The organism is Nocardia halotolerans, assembly GCF_042650145.1.
In the GTDB taxonomy this organism is placed as follows: Bacteria; Actinomycetota; Actinomycetes; order Mycobacteriales; family Mycobacteriaceae; genus Nocardia; species Nocardia halotolerans.
Genome location: NZ_JBHSDL010000025.1, coordinates 762580 through 778063, shown reverse-complemented (window position 1 = coordinate 778063; position 15484 = coordinate 762580). Strand labels below are relative to the sequence as shown.

Sequence of the window (15484 nt, the reverse complement as noted above, 5' to 3'; positions counted from 1 at the left end):
ACCGGCGCCATCATGATCTCCCCACTCCCCGGCGTCACCACCACCAAACCCGGCGCCGCGATGGCCCCACTACCGGGCATCTCGGCCAAGGTCGTCGACGACGAGGGCAACCCGGTGCGCCTCGGCGACACCGAAGCCAACGGCTATCTGGTGCTGGACAAGCCGTGGCCGGCCATGCTCCGCGGACTCTGGGGCGATATGGACCGCTACCGGTCCACCTACTGGGAGCGCTACGCCGAGCAGGGCTGGTACTTCGCCGGTGACGGCGCCAAACTCGACGCCGACGGCGACCTGTGGGTACTCGGCCGCGTCGACGACGTCATGAACATCTCCGGACACCGCATCTCCACTGCCGAAGTCGAATCCGCCCTCGTCGGCCACCCCGCCGTCGCCGAAGCGGCCGTCGTCGGCGCCAGCGACGCCACCACCGGGCAGGGCATCGTCGCCTTCGTCATCCTCACCGGGGCGAGCACCCGAAACGACACGCTCGTCGACGAACTCAAAGCCGAAGTGGCCAAGCAGATCAGCCCGATCGCCAAGCCACGCGAGATCCACCTCGTGCCGGAACTGCCCAAGACCCGCAGCGGCAAGATCATGCGCCGACTGCTGCGCGACGTGGCCGAAGGACGCGAACTCGGCGACACTTCCACCCTCGTCGATCCGCGCGTTTTCGAGAACATTCGCACCGGCAACAACTGAGCCGAACGCGGGCAAGCGCTCCGGTGACACCAGGTGTCGCCGGAGCGCGTCGGTTAGGATTGCCGCGAGGTGTGCCGGGAAGTCTGGTCGGCATGCGGTCGTGAATCCGATGCACTGCAGGGGTGGATGGGCGTCCGCAGCCGAGTCAACCCTGCCGAAAGGCCCCGCTTGTGATAACCCGTGTTCGCTCCGAGCTCACCCGCTATCTCCGCACCGAAACCGTCGGTGGCGCACTGCTGCTGATCGCGGCGGCAGTGGCGTTGATCTGGGTGAACTCGCCGTGGGGTGCGAGCTATCAGACGATGGTCGACACCAGCCTCGCCATCCCCGCGCTGCACCTCGACCTCACCCTGGCCGACTGGACCAAGGACGGGCTGCTCGCGATCTTCTTCTTCGTGGCCGGTCTGGAACTCAAACGCGAATTCGTCGTCGGTGAGCTGGCCGATCCGAGACGGGCCGCGCTGCCGATCATCGCCGCGGTCGGCGGCGTGGTCGTGCCCGCGGCGATCGCGCTCGCGGTCGGCCACGGCGCGCCCGGCATGGACAACGGCTGGGCCATCCCCGTCGCCACCGACATCGCCTTCGCCCTCGCGGTACTCGCCATGACCGGCTCCCGCATCCCCGTCAGCGCGCGGGTGTTCCTGCTGAGCCTGGCCGTGGTCGACGACCTACTTGCCATCATCCTCATCGCAGTGCTGTTCACCGCCTCGCTGTCGCTGCTGTGGCTCGGCGCGGCCGTCGCCTGCTGTGTGGCCTGGGGGCTGGCGCAGAAGTACCGCCTGCACACCCCACTGTTCTACATTCCGGTCGCGCTCATCTGCTGGTACGCGCTGCACGAGGCGGGCATCCACCCCACGCTGGCCGGTGTCGCGCTCGGACTGCTCACCCGGGTGCGCAAGGATCCCGGCGAGCGCACCGCGCCCGCCACTCACCTCGAGCACGTCGTGCAACCGATCTCGGCCGGTTTCTGCGTGCCGTTGTTCGCGCTGTTCGCCTCCGGCGTGCCGCTGAACACCGCCGTGCTCGGCTCACTGTTCACCGACCGGCTGGCCCTGGCGATCGTGCTCGGCCTGCTGCTCGGCAAGACGATCGGCATCTTCGGAGTGAGCTGGCTGGCGATCCGGCTGGGCGTGGCGAAACGCCCAGTCGGCCTGGAATATCGCGACATGTTCGCCCTGTCGGTGCTCGGTGCGATCGGCTTCACCGTTAGCCTGCTGGTGGCCGAACTCGCGCTGGCCGATGTCGGTGCGGAAACCATTGAATTGGCGAAGGCCGCCGTGCTGGTGACCTCCATGGCAGCATCGGTGCTCGGATCGGCGCTACTGTTGCGCCGAGGACGTGTGCACCAGGCGCGCCGTGATGCGGACCAGTTACCACAGGGAGAAGGGTCGACGAAGTGAGTTACACCCAAGGCGGACATGACGGTCGGACGGTCACTTCCATCCCGTTGACCGACGCGAACCCGCCCGGCTCGGCGAGCATCGGCAGCCTCGTTCGCGACGCGACCGAGCAGATGTCGACGCTCGTGCGCGCCGAGGTGGCGCTGGCCAAGGCCGAGGTCACCGGTGAGATCAAGAAGGGCCTCACCGGCAGCGTCTTCTTCGTTCTCGCGCTGACCGTGCTGCTGTTCAGCTCATTCTTTTTCTTCTTCTTCCTCGCCGAACTCCTCGACCAGTGGATGTGGCGCTGGGCCGCGTTCCTGACCGTGTTCGGTCTCATGGTCGTGACGACCATCGTGCTGGCGCTGCTCGGCTGGCTCAAGGTGAAGAAGGTGCGCGCGCCGGAGAAGACGATCGGCTCGCTCAAGCAGACCGCCGAGGTGCTGCCGCAGTCGCTCGCCCACCGCGAGCACACTCCGTCGCTGGAGAAGTCGCCGCTGGAGAAGTCGAGCACCCGATGACGCGCCGGGCGGGCCCGGTCGCGACAGCCGGGCCCGCCCACTAGGCTCGATCGGCGTGTCGTCCAACTCATTCCCGGATCCGTCCACCGTCCGTTACGACGGCCCGTGGACGCACCGGGACGTGCACGCCAACGGGATCCGTTTCCACATCGTCGAAGCCGACACGCCGACGCGCTCCACAGCGCCGCTGGTACTGCTGCTGCACGGATTCGCCGACTTCTGGTGGTCGTGGCGGCACCAGCTCACCGGGCTCGCCGAGCACGGGTACCGAACCGTCGCCGTCGACCTGCGCGGATACGGCGACACCGACAAACCACCGCGCGGCTACGACGGGTGGACGCTGGCCGGTGACGTGGCCGGGTTGATCCGCGCCCTGGGCCACACCGAGGCCACTCTGGTCGGACACGCCGAAGGCGGGCTCGTCTGCTGGGCCACGGCGGTGCTGCATCCCCGCCTGGTCCGTTCGATCGCACTGGTGAGCTCCCCGCACCCCGCCGCCCTCAAGAGCGCGGTCCTGCGCGACTCCGCCCAGCGCGCCGCCTGGCTCCCCGAATTCCTGCGCTACCAGTTACCGCGCTACCCCGAGCACCTGCTCACCCGCCACGACGGCACCGAAGTGGAACAGCTGCTACGCGCCAGAGTCGGCGAAAAATGGTCGCGTAGTGCCGAATTCACCGAGACAGCAGCACGCATGCGCGCCGCCATCCGCATCCCCGGCGCCGCCCACAGCGCCCTGGAATACCAACGCTGGGCCTTCCGCAGCCAGTGGCGCCCCGACGGCAAACGCTTCATGGCCACCATGCGCACCCCCATCGACATCCCCGTCCTCGGCCTCTACGGCGAGCAGGACACCTACCTGCTCCCCGAAACCCTGCACCGCGACCGCCACCTGTCCCCCGACCGCACCCTCGTGGCGATCCCCGACGCGGGCCACTACGCCCACCAGGAGAACTCCACCAGGGTCAACGCGGTCCTCACCAGCCGCTGGCGCGAACAGAACGGCGTGAACGGCTCCCCCAAAGACGGCCTCGTCTCGCCGTAGCTCGGCTTCCACACAAACGAGGCCCGACTACGAGCAGGCTCCGCGCGCGGTCGACATCGCCGTCGACCTCGGTGACGGCCGGACCCTGGCCGGGACCGTGCCCGAGGTGCGCGGTGCGACCACCCCCGCCCGCAAACAACGGCACCCGCGCCGCCGAAACCTGCTAACTCAGCACGCAAGCACCGGTGTCCACTGCCGTACTACTGGGCTGCGCCGCCGACAGCTCGGACCCGACCTCGTCCAACGTCAACACATACCCCGTGTCGTCATCGGTCACGGCGGCCCCGAACACCACGCCGAGCACCTGCCCGTCGGTGTCGACCAGCGGCCCACCCGAATTGCCCGCGCGCACCTGACCGCGCACCGTGTACACCTCACGTTCGACCGTGCCGTCACGATGGATGGTCGGCCCCGACAGGTCGAGCGTCTCGCGTACCCGCGCCGCGCTGGCCGTGTACGGCCCCCCGCCGGGGTAGCCGAGCACGATCGCGTTCTCCCCGGAGGTCGCCGGGTCCGGCGCCAGCGGAATGACCGGGGCGGTGAGCCCGGGTACGGCGAGGACCGCGATGTCCTTGGACGGATCGAACAGCACCACGCTCGCGTCGAGTGGTCCGCGGGCGGTGTCGACCGCGACGCTGGTGGTGCCGGCGACGACGTGGGCGTTGGTCATCACCCGCTCGGGTGCGACGACGAATCCGGAGCCTTCCAGCGCGCGCTGGCAGCTGGGGGCCACCCCGCGGATGCGCAGCACGCTCTGCTGCAGCGAGGCCGCGACCGGGCTGGCGAGCACACTGGGGTCCGGCGGTTCGACCGCGGCGATGGGTGCCCGGCCGAACGGGCCGATCACATCCGGCAGCCCGGAGGTGTCGAGGAGTTTGGCGAAGTCGTTGGGTAGTTTGCGCAGCCAGTTCGGTGCCACGGCGTTGACGTCGGCCAGTACGCGCGAGCCGTTGATGGCCGCCGCGACGCCCGGTTGGGAGTTGGTGGACAGCGGCAGTGCCAGCAGCCAGGCCGCGACCAGCACGGTCACCGCCTGCAATACCGCGCCGACGGTGCTGTCGACCCCGCGTGTGACGGGGTGACGCAGCCCCGACCGCGCGGCCCGGCCCAGCACCATGCCCGCGACCTCGCCGATGATCACCAGCAGCACGATCAGCAGGATGCCGCCGAGAACCCGGCTGCGGCCTTCACTGAGGTGTTTGAGGATGTGTGGCGCGATCAGGATGCCGGCGATCGCGCCGAGGGCGACGCCGAAGAACGCCAGCGCCGAGGCCACCGCGCCTTGCCGCCAACCCGTGGACGCCGCGACCAGCGCGATCAGCACGACCGCGATGTCGAGCCATACCGAGGCGCTCACAGGATCATCCCGACCGCAGCCAGTGAGCTCTCCAAGTCACGCACGTCGCCCCGATCCCAGTCTCGTTCCCACCCAGCCGTTTTGATGATGCCGGCGAGGATACCGCCGGTGAGCCCCCACACCAGCATGCCGTCGACCTGGAACGCCGGGCTCCGGTAGCCGAGACTGCCACGCACCATGAATCTGTGTGCCGGATCGAGCAATTCGGACAGCGGCACGCGGACGACCCGTTCGGTTTCGCCTTCGTCGACCACTCCCACCGGACTCGGGGAGTGCCACCAGCCGAGTACGGGGGTCACGTCGAACTTGGAGGGCGGTACGAACAGTTTCGGCAGCGTCGCGAAGGGTTGCACCCCGGCCGGATCGAGGCCGGTCTCCTCGACGGCCTCGCGCAGCGCGGCGCCGACCGGGCCGCCGTCACCGGGGTCTTCGGCGCCACCGGGGAAGGCGACCTGGCCGCGGTGCTGTCGCATCGTCGACGCACGCTGGGTGAGCAGCACCTCGGCGTCTGCGGGCAGGCCACCGGGCGAGGCCGGGTCGGGTTCGGGTGAGCCGCCGAACAGGACGAGCACGGCCGCCTGGCGGGGTTTGCCGGTGATCGACATGGCCCGGCGCAGCGCGCGCGAGGTGGCGAGGGTGTCGTCGGCGTCGGGACCGCCGTGTCTGGTCGCCGAGCGCAACCAGGGCGGAATGCCCGAATCGTCCAATCTCGCTACACCGCTCACGCCATCGCCCTCATCCGCATGTCACAACAACGCTGTCTGTCATACCGTGATCCCGAGCTTCGCGGACACCGTATCGACGATGTCGGCCACGTCGGCGAAGCTTCGCACTTCCACACTGGCGACGGTGCCGTCCGGACGCAGCAGGACCGAGACCGGCAGCACCGCGGGTGCGCCGACCGCGCTGCGCACCTGCGCCTGCGGATCGGAGATGCCGGGCAGGGTGATGTCGAGCCCGCTCAGCCGAGCCAGCGCCTTGGCCTGGTCGGGGTCGCTGTGCACGGTGAGAACCGTGAGCGCCGGACCGGCCCGCTGCGCGAATTCCTGCAGGTGAGGCAGTTCGGTGGCACACGGGCCGCACCAGTAGGCCCACAGATTGAGCAGGGCGGGCTTGCCGGCCAGGGCGGCGGTGAGGTCCATCGGCGCACCGTCGGCCAGGCATTCGAAGGTGAGCCCGGCCAGCGGTCCCGCCGCGGGGGCACCCGGCGCGGGGGCGGGGCAGGGAGCCAGTCCGGCCGCCGCCCGCTGCTCGGCCGACACGCCCGGAGGCTGTTGCGAAGTTTGCCGAGTTTCCCCGGTGCCGGTTCCGGAGTCGCCGCGCGGCCACAGCGCCACGCTCGCCGCGACGACGAGGATCAGCGCGGCCAGCGCCCAGCGCACGGCCGGGCGCCGCAGCAGCGGCGGATCACCGGTTTCGTTCACAGGCCGACCATGTCCAGCAGATGTTCGCGCTCGGGGCCCTTGACCAGTTCGGCCGCCACGGCCGGATCGGTGGGTCCGAGCCCGAACGAGGGGCAGTCGCCGGCGAGCACGCAGGCACCGCAGGCCGGTTTGCGCGAATGACACACCCGGCGGCCGTGGAAGATCACCCGGTGCGAGAGCATCGTCCAGTCCTTGCGCTCGATCAGCTCACCGACCGCGTGCTCGATCTTCACCGGGTCTTCCAGATCGGTCCACTTCCAGCGGCGGACCAGGCGGCCGAAATGCGTGTCCACCGTGATTCCCGGCACACCGAAGGCATTGCCCAGGATGACGTTGGCCGTCTTGCGTCCGATGCCCGGCAGCTTCACCAATTTGTCGAGAGTGTGAGGCAATTCACCGTCGTACTGCTCGACCAGGGCTTGGCCCAGCCCCATCAGCGAGCTGGTCTTGTTGCGGTAGAAACCGGTGGGCCGGATGAATTCCTCCAGCTCGGCCCGGTTGGCCTCGGCGTAGTCACGTGCGGACCGGTAGCGGGCGAACAGCGCCGGAGTGGTGAGGTTCACTCGGACGTCGGTGCACTGGGCCGACAGGATCGTCGCGACGGCCAGCTCCAGCGGCGTGGTGAAGTCCAGCTCGCAGTGCGCGTCGGGAAAAGCTTGGGCGAGGGTGCGGTTCATCCGGCGCGCCCTGCGGACCAGCCCGATTCGTGTTTCCGCAGCTATAGCACGGTTTTTGCGTTTGCGCGCGGCCGTGATTCCGGTGGGCGGCGGCGCCGGATCGGCAGCGCCGGCGGCTGCGGTGGCGGGGGAATCGGGCACGCGTCCACCATACGGAACCGCTCCGACAACAAAGCGCGCTCAGTTTGCCCGCTGTGTTCCATCTGAGACCTCGACCGTGTTTACTGCCTGTCATGCAAGGACTCGCTGTGGTGCTCTTCCCAGTGCTGTTGATGCTGTTCGCGCTGGGAATGGAGCGGGTCGAGAACCGGCTCCGAAAGCTTCTCGAACCCGACGAAGAGGTTCAGCAGTACCTGGACAGTGCCAGCAACGCCGAAGTGAAAGAGCTGACGAAGCTCGGTCTGCCCGCCGCGGTCGGCCGGGTGCGCAAGCGTCGTACCCGCACGTCCGATCTGGACGTCGCGCGGGCGAGCTGACCATCTTTTCCCGGGGCCGGGCGCCCCGTTCACAGTGTGCGCACATCGCGCAATCCACACTTTGCGTGGTGTCTGTCACTGTGCTGACCTGATGCCGCGTAGACTGCGCTGTTGGTCGATTCGCTCGACCAGGTTCGCAAGCCATATCCCTAAGGAGCACATTCGTGGACGAGGCCCTCGCCAGAGCAGGCATCTTCCAAGGCGTCGAGCCCACTGCGGTGGCCGCGCTCGCCAAGCAGTTGCAGCCGGTAGATTTTCCGCGCGGCCACGTCATCTTCAACGAGGGCGAACCCGGCGATCGGCTCTTCATCATCACGACGGGCAAGGTGAAGATCGGTCGTCGCTCACCCGACGGCCGGGAAAACCTGCTGACCATCATGGGTCCGTCCGACATGTTCGGTGAACTGTCGATCTTCGACCCGGGTCCGCGTACCTCGACCGCCACCACGGTCACCGAGGTCCGCGCCGTCACGATGGACCGCGACGCACTCAAGTCGTGGATCGATCAGCGCCCCGAGATCGCTGAGCAGCTGCTGCGCGTGCTGGCCCGACGTCTTCGCCGCACCAACAACAATCTCGCCGATCTGATCTTCACCGACGTGCCCGGCCGCGTCGCCAAGGCGCTGCTGCAGCTCGCACAGCGTTTCGGCACGCAGGAGGCCGGCGCGCTGCGGGTGACGCACGACCTCACCCAGGAAGAGATCGCCCAGCTCGTCGGCGCTTCCCGGGAAACCGTCAACAAGGCACTCGCCGACTTCGCGCATCGCGGGTGGCTGCGCCTCGAGGGCAAGAGCGTGCTGATCTCGGATTCGGAGCGGCTGGCGCGTCGCGCGCGCTGACGCACCTCACCTGGGATCCCGGTACGACGGGCCGCGTGTGGGCTCACGAGGAGAGGGCCTCGTCCACACCACCGCGGTTCAGTTGTGCCGGGATTTCGGCGTTTATGCCGACAATTCGGACATGAGTCGATCGCCGACGGAGATCCGCCGGCGATCGATCGCGTGTCAGTTCGGTGGCGTGTCCCGCTCGGACCGCAGGTACTCCAGCTGCGCCCGCACCGAGCTGCGTGCCGCCGGCCACAGTCGCTTGTCCACATCGGCATAGACCTTGCGGACCACCGCGAAAGCGCCAGCGTCGGCACCCAGTTCGGTCAGTGCGGCCCGCACCTGATCGAGCCGCTCGTACCGGTGATCCAGGTAGTACTGGGCCACCGGTGCGGCATCGGGATGATCGGGCCCGTGTGCGGGCAACAGGGCCTTGCCCGCGCCGAGCGCACGCAGCTTTTCCAGCGAGGCGAGAAACGCGGCCAGCGCGCCCGGCGTGGACTCGAGGACCGTGGTGCCCCGGCCGAGGACCGTGTCACCGGTGAGGACCGCGTCGTCGAGCAGCAGGCTCACCGAATCAGTGGTGTGCCCGGCGGTTGCCAGCACCGTGATCCGCAGGCCCGCGGCCTCGATGACCTCGCCGTCGGCCAGCGGTGTCACCTGCCCGCGCAGATGTGCCGGATCCGCTGACCGCACCGGCGTCCCGGTGGCCTTCACCAGGTGATCGATGCCGCCGGTGTGATCGGGGTGGCGATGGGTGATCAGGGTCAGCGCGATCCGGCCGCCGGTGGCCTCGACGATGGCGGCGGTGTGCTTCTTGTCCTTGGGCCCCGGATCCACGACCACATAGGAGTCGCTGTCCGGGCCGCGCAGCAGCCAGGTGTTGGTTCCGTCGAGCGTCATCTGGCCGGGATTGTCGGCCAGCAGTACCGATGCCGTCGGGGTGACCTGCCTGACCCGGCCGTACGCGGGATGTTCCGGTGCCATGGCGGCTGCCTACCCGACCTCGACGATCAATTCGACCTCGACCGGGGTGTTCTTCGGCAACTCCGACACGCCGACCGCGGAACGCGCGTGCACGCCCGCCTCACCGAACACCGCACCGAGGAATTCGGATGCGCCGTTGATCACAATCGGCTGATCGGTGAAGCCCGGCGCCGAGGCGACGAAACCGACGACCTTCACGATCCGCACCACCTGGTCGAGCCCGACCAGGTCGTGCACGGCGGCCAGCGCGTTCAGCGCGCACAGCCGGGCGGCCTCCTGCGCCTGCTCCACATCCACCTCGGCGCCGACCTTGCCGACGGCCGACAGTTCACCGTCGACGAAGGGCAGCTGTCCGGAGGTGTAGACCAGCGACCCGGTGCGCACGGCCGGGATATAGGCCGCCACCGGGGCCGCGACCGGCGGCAGGGTGACCCCGAGCCGGTCGAGCGCGTCCTTCCACGCGGTGGCCACGGTTACTTCTGCCGCTTCAGGTAGGCGACGTGCTGTTCGCCGGTCGGTCCGGGCAGCACCGTGACCAGTTCCCAGCCGTCGGCGCCCCACTGGTCGAGGATCTGCTTTGTCGCGTGCGTCAACAGCGGCACGGTCGCGTACTCCCACAGGGTGACTTCACTCATGGTGTGAGTTTAGGGCTCACCCCGACCGTGGGCGCGAAACGGGTTATAGGCTCGGCCACGTGGGAGCACCAACAGCAGAGCCGGATTCGTCGGTTCCGGAACCGTCGACCGGATGGCCACAGCGCGCGGCCAAGGCCCGCTTGCACTACGTGACCGGCAAGGGAGGCACAGGCAAGTCGACGGTTTCGGCGGCCCTGGCGCTCGCACTCGCCGCAGGTGGGCGCAAGGTGCTGCTGGTCGAAGTGGAGAGCCGCCAGTCCATCGCGCAGCTGTTCGACCGGCCGCCGCTGCCACCCACCGAGACCCAGATCGCCACCGCCGACGGTGGCGGCGAGGTGGTGGCCCTGGCGCTGGACATCGAGTACGCCTTCCTGGAATACCTCGACATGTTCTACAACCTGGGCTTCGCCGGCCGGGCGATGCGCCGGATGGGCGCCATCGAATTCGTCACCACCATCGCACCCGGTCTGCGTGATGTGATCCTCACCGGCAAGATCAAGGAATGCGCGGTGCGCACCGGCAAGGACGGCAAGCCCGCCTATGACGACATCGTCGTCGACGCGCCGCCCACCGGCCGGATCGCCAGCTTCCTCGACGTCACCCAGGCCATGGCCGAGATCGCCAAGGGCGGGCCGATCGCCTCGCAGGCCGAGGGGGTGTCCAAGCTGCTGCACTCGGATCAGACGATGATCCACCTGGTGACCCTGCTCGAGGCGCTGCCGGTGCAGGAGACCGCCGACGCGGTCGCCGAACTCACCGCCAACGATCTGCGGATCGGCACGGTGATCGTCAACCGGGCGGCCACCGCCCAGCTGTCGCCCGCCGACCGCGCCACCGCCGTCGAGGGCGAACTCGACGCCACCGCGATAGCGGCCCGGCTGGCCGAGGCCGGGATCGCCCTGGCCGACGACGACTTCGACGGCCTGCTCACCGAAACGGTCGAGCACGCCACCATGCTCACCGCCCAGGACGCCAGTGCCGTGGAACTGGCGCGGGTGGATGTGCCCCAGCTGTATCTGCCCGGTCTCGGCGAAGGCATGGACCTGGGCGGGATCTACGAACTGGCCGAACGACTATCCGCGCAGGGAGTGCGATGAGCGAGCATGTGACCACCCCGCCTGCCCTGGATGTCTCACAGATCCTCGCCGACCCGCAGGCCCGGGTGATCGTGTGCTGTGGCTCCGGCGGTGTCGGCAAGACCACCACCGCTGCGGCCATCGCCCTGCGCGCGGCCGAGTCCGGGCGCAAGGTGGTGGTGCTGACCATCGACCCGGCGCGCAGGCTGGCCCAGTCGCTCGGGGTGGCCGAGCTGGACAACACTCCCCAGCGTGTGGAGCTGGGCCCCGAGGTGCCCGGTGAGCTGCACGCGATGATGCTGAACATGCGCCGCACCTTCGACGACATGGTGCTCGAGCACACCAGTGCCGACAAGGCCGAGCAGATCTTCGCGAACCCGATCTATCAGACGGTGGCGTCGTCGTTCGGTGGCACGCAGGAGTACATGGCGATGGAGAAGCTCGGCCAGCTGGCCGCGCGCAAGGAGTGGGACCTGATCGTGGTCGACACCCCGCCCTCGCGTAATGCCCTGGACTTCCTCGACGCGCCGAAGCGGCTGGGCACCTTCCTCAACGGCAAGATGATCCGGTTGATCATGGCGCCGGGCCGCGGGGTGGGCCGGTTCGTCACCGGGGCGATGAGCCTGGCGATGCGCGGGGTGTCCACCATCGTCGGCGGCCAGATGCTCAAGGACGCCTCGACGTTCCTGCAGTCGCTGGAATCGTTGTTCGGCGGGTTCCAGGATCGGGCCGAACGCACTTTCGCGATGCTGTCCAAGCCGGGCACGCACTTCCTGGTGGTCGCGGCCCCCGAACCCGACGCGCTGCGCGAGGCGTCGTTCTTCGTCGACCGGCTCTCCACCGAGCAGATGCCGCTGGCCGGTCTGGTGCTCAATCGCACTCACCCGGCTCTGTCGAGCCTGTCCGGTGACCGTGCGCTGAGCGCGGCCGAGCAGTTGACCGATTCCGACCCGCTCACCGCCTCGGTGCTGCGCATCCACGCCGACCGGGTGGCGACGGCCAAGCGGGAGCAGCGGTTGCTGCATCGCTTCACCGGTGCGCACCCGAAGGTCCGCATCGTGGCGGTGACGGCGCTGCCGTTCGAAGTGTCGGATCTGCGCGCGCTGCGTGCTGTCGGTGACCAGTTGACGAGCGGATCCGTGTCCGCCTGAGCGGGTCCGAATCCAGAGCTCGATTCAGACATATCGGCTATAGACCACACCTCGGTGACTACCGGCCAACGGCGCCGATTCCGCAACCCCCGCGGTCTCGGCGCCGTTGTGGTAACGGTCTGGTCTCGCTTACTAGATAGCCACCTGATGCTGGCGCTGGGCGTTGAAGAATTCCGCCCAGGAGGTCACGTCGGGGTGCTGTTTGAGCAGCGCACGGCGTTGCCGCTCGGTCATCCCGCCCCACACACCGAATTCCACCCGGTTGTCGAGCGCGTCGGCTCCGCACTGCATCAGCACCGGGCAGTGCCGGCAGATCGTTGCCGCCTTGCGCTGTGCCGCACCACGCACGAACAGCTGATCAGGGTCCACTTCCTTGCATCGCGCCTGGGCAACCCAAGCGATCCTTGCCTCGGCCTGCTCTACATCCAGTCGAGCGATGGGGGTTGTGATGTGCATTTGATGTGCCCCTTTGCAGTCCGAACACCGTTGTGCGGCGCTCCAGAATCGCGAGCGCGGATCACAGCAACCCAACTACCGCTGCGGTCCGCACCACATTCCACTTTGAGTGTTAGCTCTATCACACTGGGTTCTCAATCTAGGTAAAGGTATGGCGCTAGCGCAAGACCGCCCCCCGATTTTTTGGTACGGCCGTCCCTTCAAATCGGGCCAGAACGCCGCACTACTGCTGATCACCGGCGTGCCCGGTCGCGACACGCCGATGTGATCATTTTGTTGACACGCCCGAGCAACCCCCCTGGCACCAACCGGACACCACGCGTCGAGCAGCACACCGTGAACCCCGCCACCCCACCCTTTAGGCTGAGCACGTGCCGATCACTCAAACGCTTGTGAGGCTGGCCGGCAGCTGCGCGCTGGCCGCCGTGCTCGTTGCCGGGTTGCTGTTCCCGTTGGCCGGAGGGTTCGGGTTCATCTCCAACCGCGCCGCCGATGCCGTCGACAACGTCTCAGCCGAGCTCGTGGAGGGCACGGTCCCCGCCGTCTCGACGATGGTCGACGCCGCCGGAGCCCCCATCGCGTGGCTCTACGAGCAACGCCGCTTCGAGGTGCCCAGCGATCGCATCTCCAACAACATGAAGCTGGCGATCGTGTCCATCGAGGACAAGCGCTTCGCCGACCACAAAGGCGTCGACTGGCAGGGCACCCTGCGCGCGTTCCTGACCAACACCTCATCCGGTGAGGTACAGCAGGGCGCCTCGACACTGGATCAGCAGTACGTGAAGAACTTCAACCTGCTCGTCGTCGCCAAGACCGACGCCGAACGCCGGGCCGCGATCGAGACGACACCGGCGCGCAAACTGCGCGAGATCCGGATGGCGCTCACGTTGGACCGCGAGCTGTCCAAGGACGAGATCCTCACCCGCTACCTGAACCTGGTGCCCTTCGGCAACGGGTCCTACGGCATCCAGGACGCCGCCCAGACCTACTTCGGCATCGACGCCGCGGAACTCGACATCACCCAGTCGGCGATGCTGGCCGGCATGGTGCAGTCCAGCTCCAAGCTCAACCCCTACACCAACGTCGAAGGCGTGACCGCCCGGCGCAACACCGTGCTCGACACCCTGATCGACAACATCCCCGCCCGGGCCGAGGAATTCCGCAAGGCCAAGGACCAGCCGCTCGGCGTGCTACCCGAACCCAAGGCCCTGCCACGCGGCTGCATCGCAGCCCACGACAAGGGCTTCTTCTGCGACTACGCGCTGCAGTACCTGGCGGATGCGGGCATCAGCCGCGAACAGGTCGACAAGGGCGGCTACCTGATCAAGACCTCCCTCGATCCGGTCCTGCAGGACTCGGTGAAGCGAGCCGTCACCGAGGCCGCCGACCCCGACCTCGAAAACATCGCCGAGGTGATGTCGGTGGTCGCGCCCGGCCAGGACGCCCACCACGTGAAGGCGATGGCCTCGAGCCGCACCTACGGCCTCAACCGCGAAGCCAACGAGACCCTGCTCGGCCAGCCGTACACGATGGTCGGCGACGGCGCGGGCTCGATCTTCAAACTCTTCACCACCGCCGCCGCGATGGAGAAGGGCCTGGGCATCAACGCCCAGGTCGAGGTACCGAGCGTGTACGCGGCCAGGGGCATGGGTTACAGCAACTCCCCCGGCTGCCCCGCCGACGCGTGGTGTGTGAAGAACGCCGGCGACTACCCGGGATCGATGTCGGTCACCGACGCGCTCGCCACCTCACCCAACACCACGTTCGTGAAGATGATCCAGGACGTGGGCGTCGCCGCCGCGGTCGACATGGCCGTGCGCCTGGGCATGCGTTCCTACACCGAGCCCGGCACCTCCGGCCACGGCAACACCAGCCTGGCCGACCACATCAAGAACAACAACATGGGTTCGTTCACCCTCGGCCCGTTCGCGATCAACCCGCTCGAGCTGTCCAATGTGGCCGCCACGCTGGCCTCGGGCGGCAAGTGGTGCCCGCCCTCGCCGATCGTCGAGGTCGTCGACCGGCACGGCAAGACCGTGCCGCTCACCCAGCAGGCCTGCGAGCAGGTGGTCGAACCCGGCCTGGCCAACACCCTCGCCAACGCGATGAGCAAGGACGACGTCAGCGGCACCGCGGCGGGCGCGGCCCGGTCCGTGGGCTGGAACGCGCCGATGTCGGGCAAGACCGGCACCACCGAGAGCCACCGCTCCTCTGCCTTCCTCGGATTCACCAACTCCCTCGCCTCGGCCGTCTACGTCTACGGCGACAGCCCGACCCCCGGCGAGATCTGCTCGTTCCCGCTGCGCAACTGCGGCGCGAACAATTCCTCCGGCTTGTTCGGTGGTAACGAACCCGCCCGCACCTGGTTCAACGCGATCAAACCGGTTCTGGATCGCTTCCCGCCGCCCGCGCTGCCGCCGCTGGACGACAAGTACGTGCGCGGCGCCAACAACTCGCAGGTGCCCGATGTGGCGGGCAAGTCCCAGGGTGAGGCCACCTCGATGCTGGTCGGCGCCGGATTCCAGGTGTCGGCGGTGACCAGCCCCGGTTCGCAGGCCAAGGGCACTGTGATGGGCAGCTCGCCCAACGGCTCGGCCATTCCCGGTTCGGTCGTCACGATCTACATCAGCGACGGCACGGTGCGGGTGCCGACGAGCTCGGCACCGCCGCCGCCGTCCCCCGCCGAGCCCGCGGCGCCGATCCCGGGTCTGCCGCAGATCCCGCGCCTGCCACCGATCCCCATTCCGGTGCCGCGCTAGAACACGACGAGGGCCGCCGTC

At 68.3% G+C, this 15484-nt stretch carries 17 protein-coding genes; 9 read left to right on the top strand and 8 right to left on the bottom strand.

From position 1 onward, the window contains the following. From ACFO5K_RS22135 to ACFO5K_RS22120, 4 genes are all read left to right on the top strand, one after another. Nucleotides 1-699: AMP-binding enzyme (locus tag ACFO5K_RS22135; RefSeq protein ID WP_449289691.1), on the top strand; the 699-nt coding region annotated here is incomplete at its 5' end. A gap of 170 nt (nt 700-869) precedes the next feature. After that, nucleotides 870-2099 (top strand): Na+/H+ antiporter NhaA, encoded by a 1230-nt coding sequence (gene nhaA / locus ACFO5K_RS22130; RefSeq protein WP_378566156.1) that lies wholly within the window; start codon nt 870-872, stop codon nt 2097-2099. After that, nucleotides 2096-2599 carry a phage holin family protein gene (locus tag ACFO5K_RS22125; RefSeq protein ID WP_378566153.1) on the top strand — a complete coding sequence of 168 codons (504 nt, stop codon included), beginning with the start codon at nt 2096-2098 and terminating at the stop codon, nt 2597-2599. Before nhaA ends, ACFO5K_RS22125 begins: the two co-directional genes overlap by 4 nt. A 55-nt stretch (nt 2600-2654) precedes the next feature. Beyond that, nucleotides 2655-3641, top strand: a complete 987-nt coding sequence (locus tag ACFO5K_RS22120; protein WP_378566150.1) for an alpha/beta fold hydrolase — start codon at nt 2655-2657, stop codon at nt 3639-3641. A gap of 163 nt (nt 3642-3804) precedes the next feature. Here the strand turns inward: ACFO5K_RS22120 and ACFO5K_RS22115 are convergent, their stop codons facing one another. Genes ACFO5K_RS22115 through nth form a run of 4 tightly spaced genes read right to left on the bottom strand, consistent with a single transcriptional unit; the run spans nt 3805 to nt 7099 of the window. Continuing rightward, the gene (locus ACFO5K_RS22115) at nt 3805-4998 is read right to left on the bottom strand and encodes a MarP family serine protease (protein ID WP_378566147.1); all 1194 of its coding nucleotides are present in this window, start codon (nt 4996-4998) and stop codon (nt 3805-3807) included. Further along, complete coding sequence (locus ACFO5K_RS22110; protein WP_378566144.1) at nt 4995-5723, bottom strand: NUDIX hydrolase; 729 nt, start codon at nt 5721-5723, stop codon at nt 4995-4997. The genes ACFO5K_RS22115 and ACFO5K_RS22110 overlap by 4 nt, the downstream gene beginning before the upstream one ends. A 39-nt stretch (nt 5724-5762) precedes the next feature. Next, complete coding sequence (locus ACFO5K_RS22105) at nt 5763-6422, bottom strand: TlpA family protein disulfide reductase (protein WP_378566141.1); 660 nt, start codon at nt 6420-6422, stop codon at nt 5763-5765. Further along, the gene (gene nth / locus ACFO5K_RS22100; RefSeq protein WP_378566138.1) at nt 6419-7099 is read right to left on the bottom strand and encodes an endonuclease III; all 681 of its coding nucleotides are present in this window, start codon (nt 7097-7099) and stop codon (nt 6419-6421) included. The genes ACFO5K_RS22105 and nth overlap by 4 nt, the downstream gene beginning before the upstream one ends. Nucleotides 7100-7332: 233 nt before the next feature. Here nth and ACFO5K_RS22095 point away from each other — a divergent pair, with 233 nt between their 5' ends. Continuing rightward, the gene (locus ACFO5K_RS22095) at nt 7333-7575 is read left to right on the top strand and encodes a hypothetical protein (RefSeq protein ID WP_378566135.1); all 243 of its coding nucleotides are present in this window, start codon (nt 7333-7335) and stop codon (nt 7573-7575) included. A 164-nt stretch (nt 7576-7739) separates the two neighbouring features. Next, nucleotides 7740-8414 (top strand): Crp/Fnr family transcriptional regulator, encoded by a 675-nt coding sequence (locus tag ACFO5K_RS22090; protein WP_378566132.1) that lies wholly within the window; start codon nt 7740-7742, stop codon nt 8412-8414. Between the two features lie 165 nt (nt 8415-8579). On the opposite strand, the gene ACFO5K_RS22085 is transcribed toward ACFO5K_RS22090, so the two are convergent. From ACFO5K_RS22085 to ACFO5K_RS22075, 3 genes are read right to left on the bottom strand one after another with little or no spacing between them, the layout of a single operon-like run. Next, nucleotides 8580-9386, bottom strand: coding sequence for an MBL fold metallo-hydrolase (locus tag ACFO5K_RS22085; RefSeq protein ID WP_378566129.1), 807 nt, complete (start codon nt 9384-9386; stop codon nt 8580-8582). Nucleotides 9387-9395: 9 nt separating this feature from the next. Continuing rightward, nucleotides 9396-9857 (bottom strand): RidA family protein, encoded by a 462-nt coding sequence (locus ACFO5K_RS22080; RefSeq protein ID WP_378566126.1) that lies wholly within the window; start codon nt 9855-9857, stop codon nt 9396-9398. Between the two features lie 2 nt (nt 9858-9859). Next, on the bottom strand, nt 9860-10021 hold the full coding sequence (locus ACFO5K_RS22075) for a DUF4177 domain-containing protein (RefSeq protein WP_019044568.1): 162 nt from the start codon (nt 10019-10021) through the stop codon (nt 9860-9862). Nucleotides 10022-10080: 59 nt separating this feature from the next. On the opposite strand from ACFO5K_RS22075, the gene ACFO5K_RS22070 reads away from it, so the two are divergent. Both ACFO5K_RS22070 and ACFO5K_RS22065 read left to right on the top strand, forming a co-directional pair. Beyond that, a complete protein-coding gene (locus tag ACFO5K_RS22070) occupies nt 10081-11118 on the top strand; it encodes an ArsA family ATPase (RefSeq protein WP_378566123.1) in 1038 nt (345 codons plus the stop codon). Beyond that, complete coding sequence (locus tag ACFO5K_RS22065) at nt 11115-12248, top strand: ArsA family ATPase (RefSeq protein ID WP_378566120.1); 1134 nt, start codon at nt 11115-11117, stop codon at nt 12246-12248. The genes ACFO5K_RS22070 and ACFO5K_RS22065 overlap by 4 nt, the downstream gene beginning before the upstream one ends. 132 nt (nt 12249-12380) lie before the next feature. Here ACFO5K_RS22065 and ACFO5K_RS22060 read toward each other — a convergent pair whose 3' ends face one another. Then, nucleotides 12381-12704: a WhiB family transcriptional regulator gene (locus ACFO5K_RS22060; RefSeq protein WP_056821932.1), complete on the bottom strand. Its 324-nt coding sequence runs from the start codon at nt 12702-12704 to the stop codon at nt 12381-12383. 371 nt (nt 12705-13075) lie between these two features. Between ACFO5K_RS22060 and ACFO5K_RS22055 the strand changes: the two genes are divergently transcribed. Continuing rightward, entirely contained in the window at nt 13076-15463 is a 2388-nt protein-coding gene (locus ACFO5K_RS22055; protein WP_378566116.1) for a penicillin-binding protein, read from the top strand. The last annotated feature ends 21 nt before the right edge of the window (nt 15464-15484 follow it).

Coding starts and splice junctions, on each gene's coding strand:
- nth (WP_378566138.1), bottom strand. CDS start 7,099: ATGAACCGCACCCTCGCCCAAGCTTTTCCCGACGCGCACTGCGAGCTG.
- ACFO5K_RS22095 (WP_378566135.1), top strand. CDS start 7,333: ATGCAAGGACTCGCTGTGGTGCTCTTCCCAGTGCTGTTGATGCTGTTC.
- ACFO5K_RS22085 (WP_378566129.1), bottom strand. CDS start 9,386: ATGGCACCGGAACATCCCGCGTACGGCCGGGTCAGGCAGGTCACCCCG.
- ACFO5K_RS22075 (WP_019044568.1), bottom strand. CDS start 10,021: ATGAGTGAAGTCACCCTGTGGGAGTACGCGACCGTGCCGCTGTTGACG.
- ACFO5K_RS22065 (WP_378566120.1), top strand. CDS start 11,115: ATGAGCGAGCATGTGACCACCCCGCCTGCCCTGGATGTCTCACAGATC.
- ACFO5K_RS22060 (WP_056821932.1), bottom strand. CDS start 12,704: ATGCACATCACAACCCCCATCGCTCGACTGGATGTAGAGCAGGCCGAG.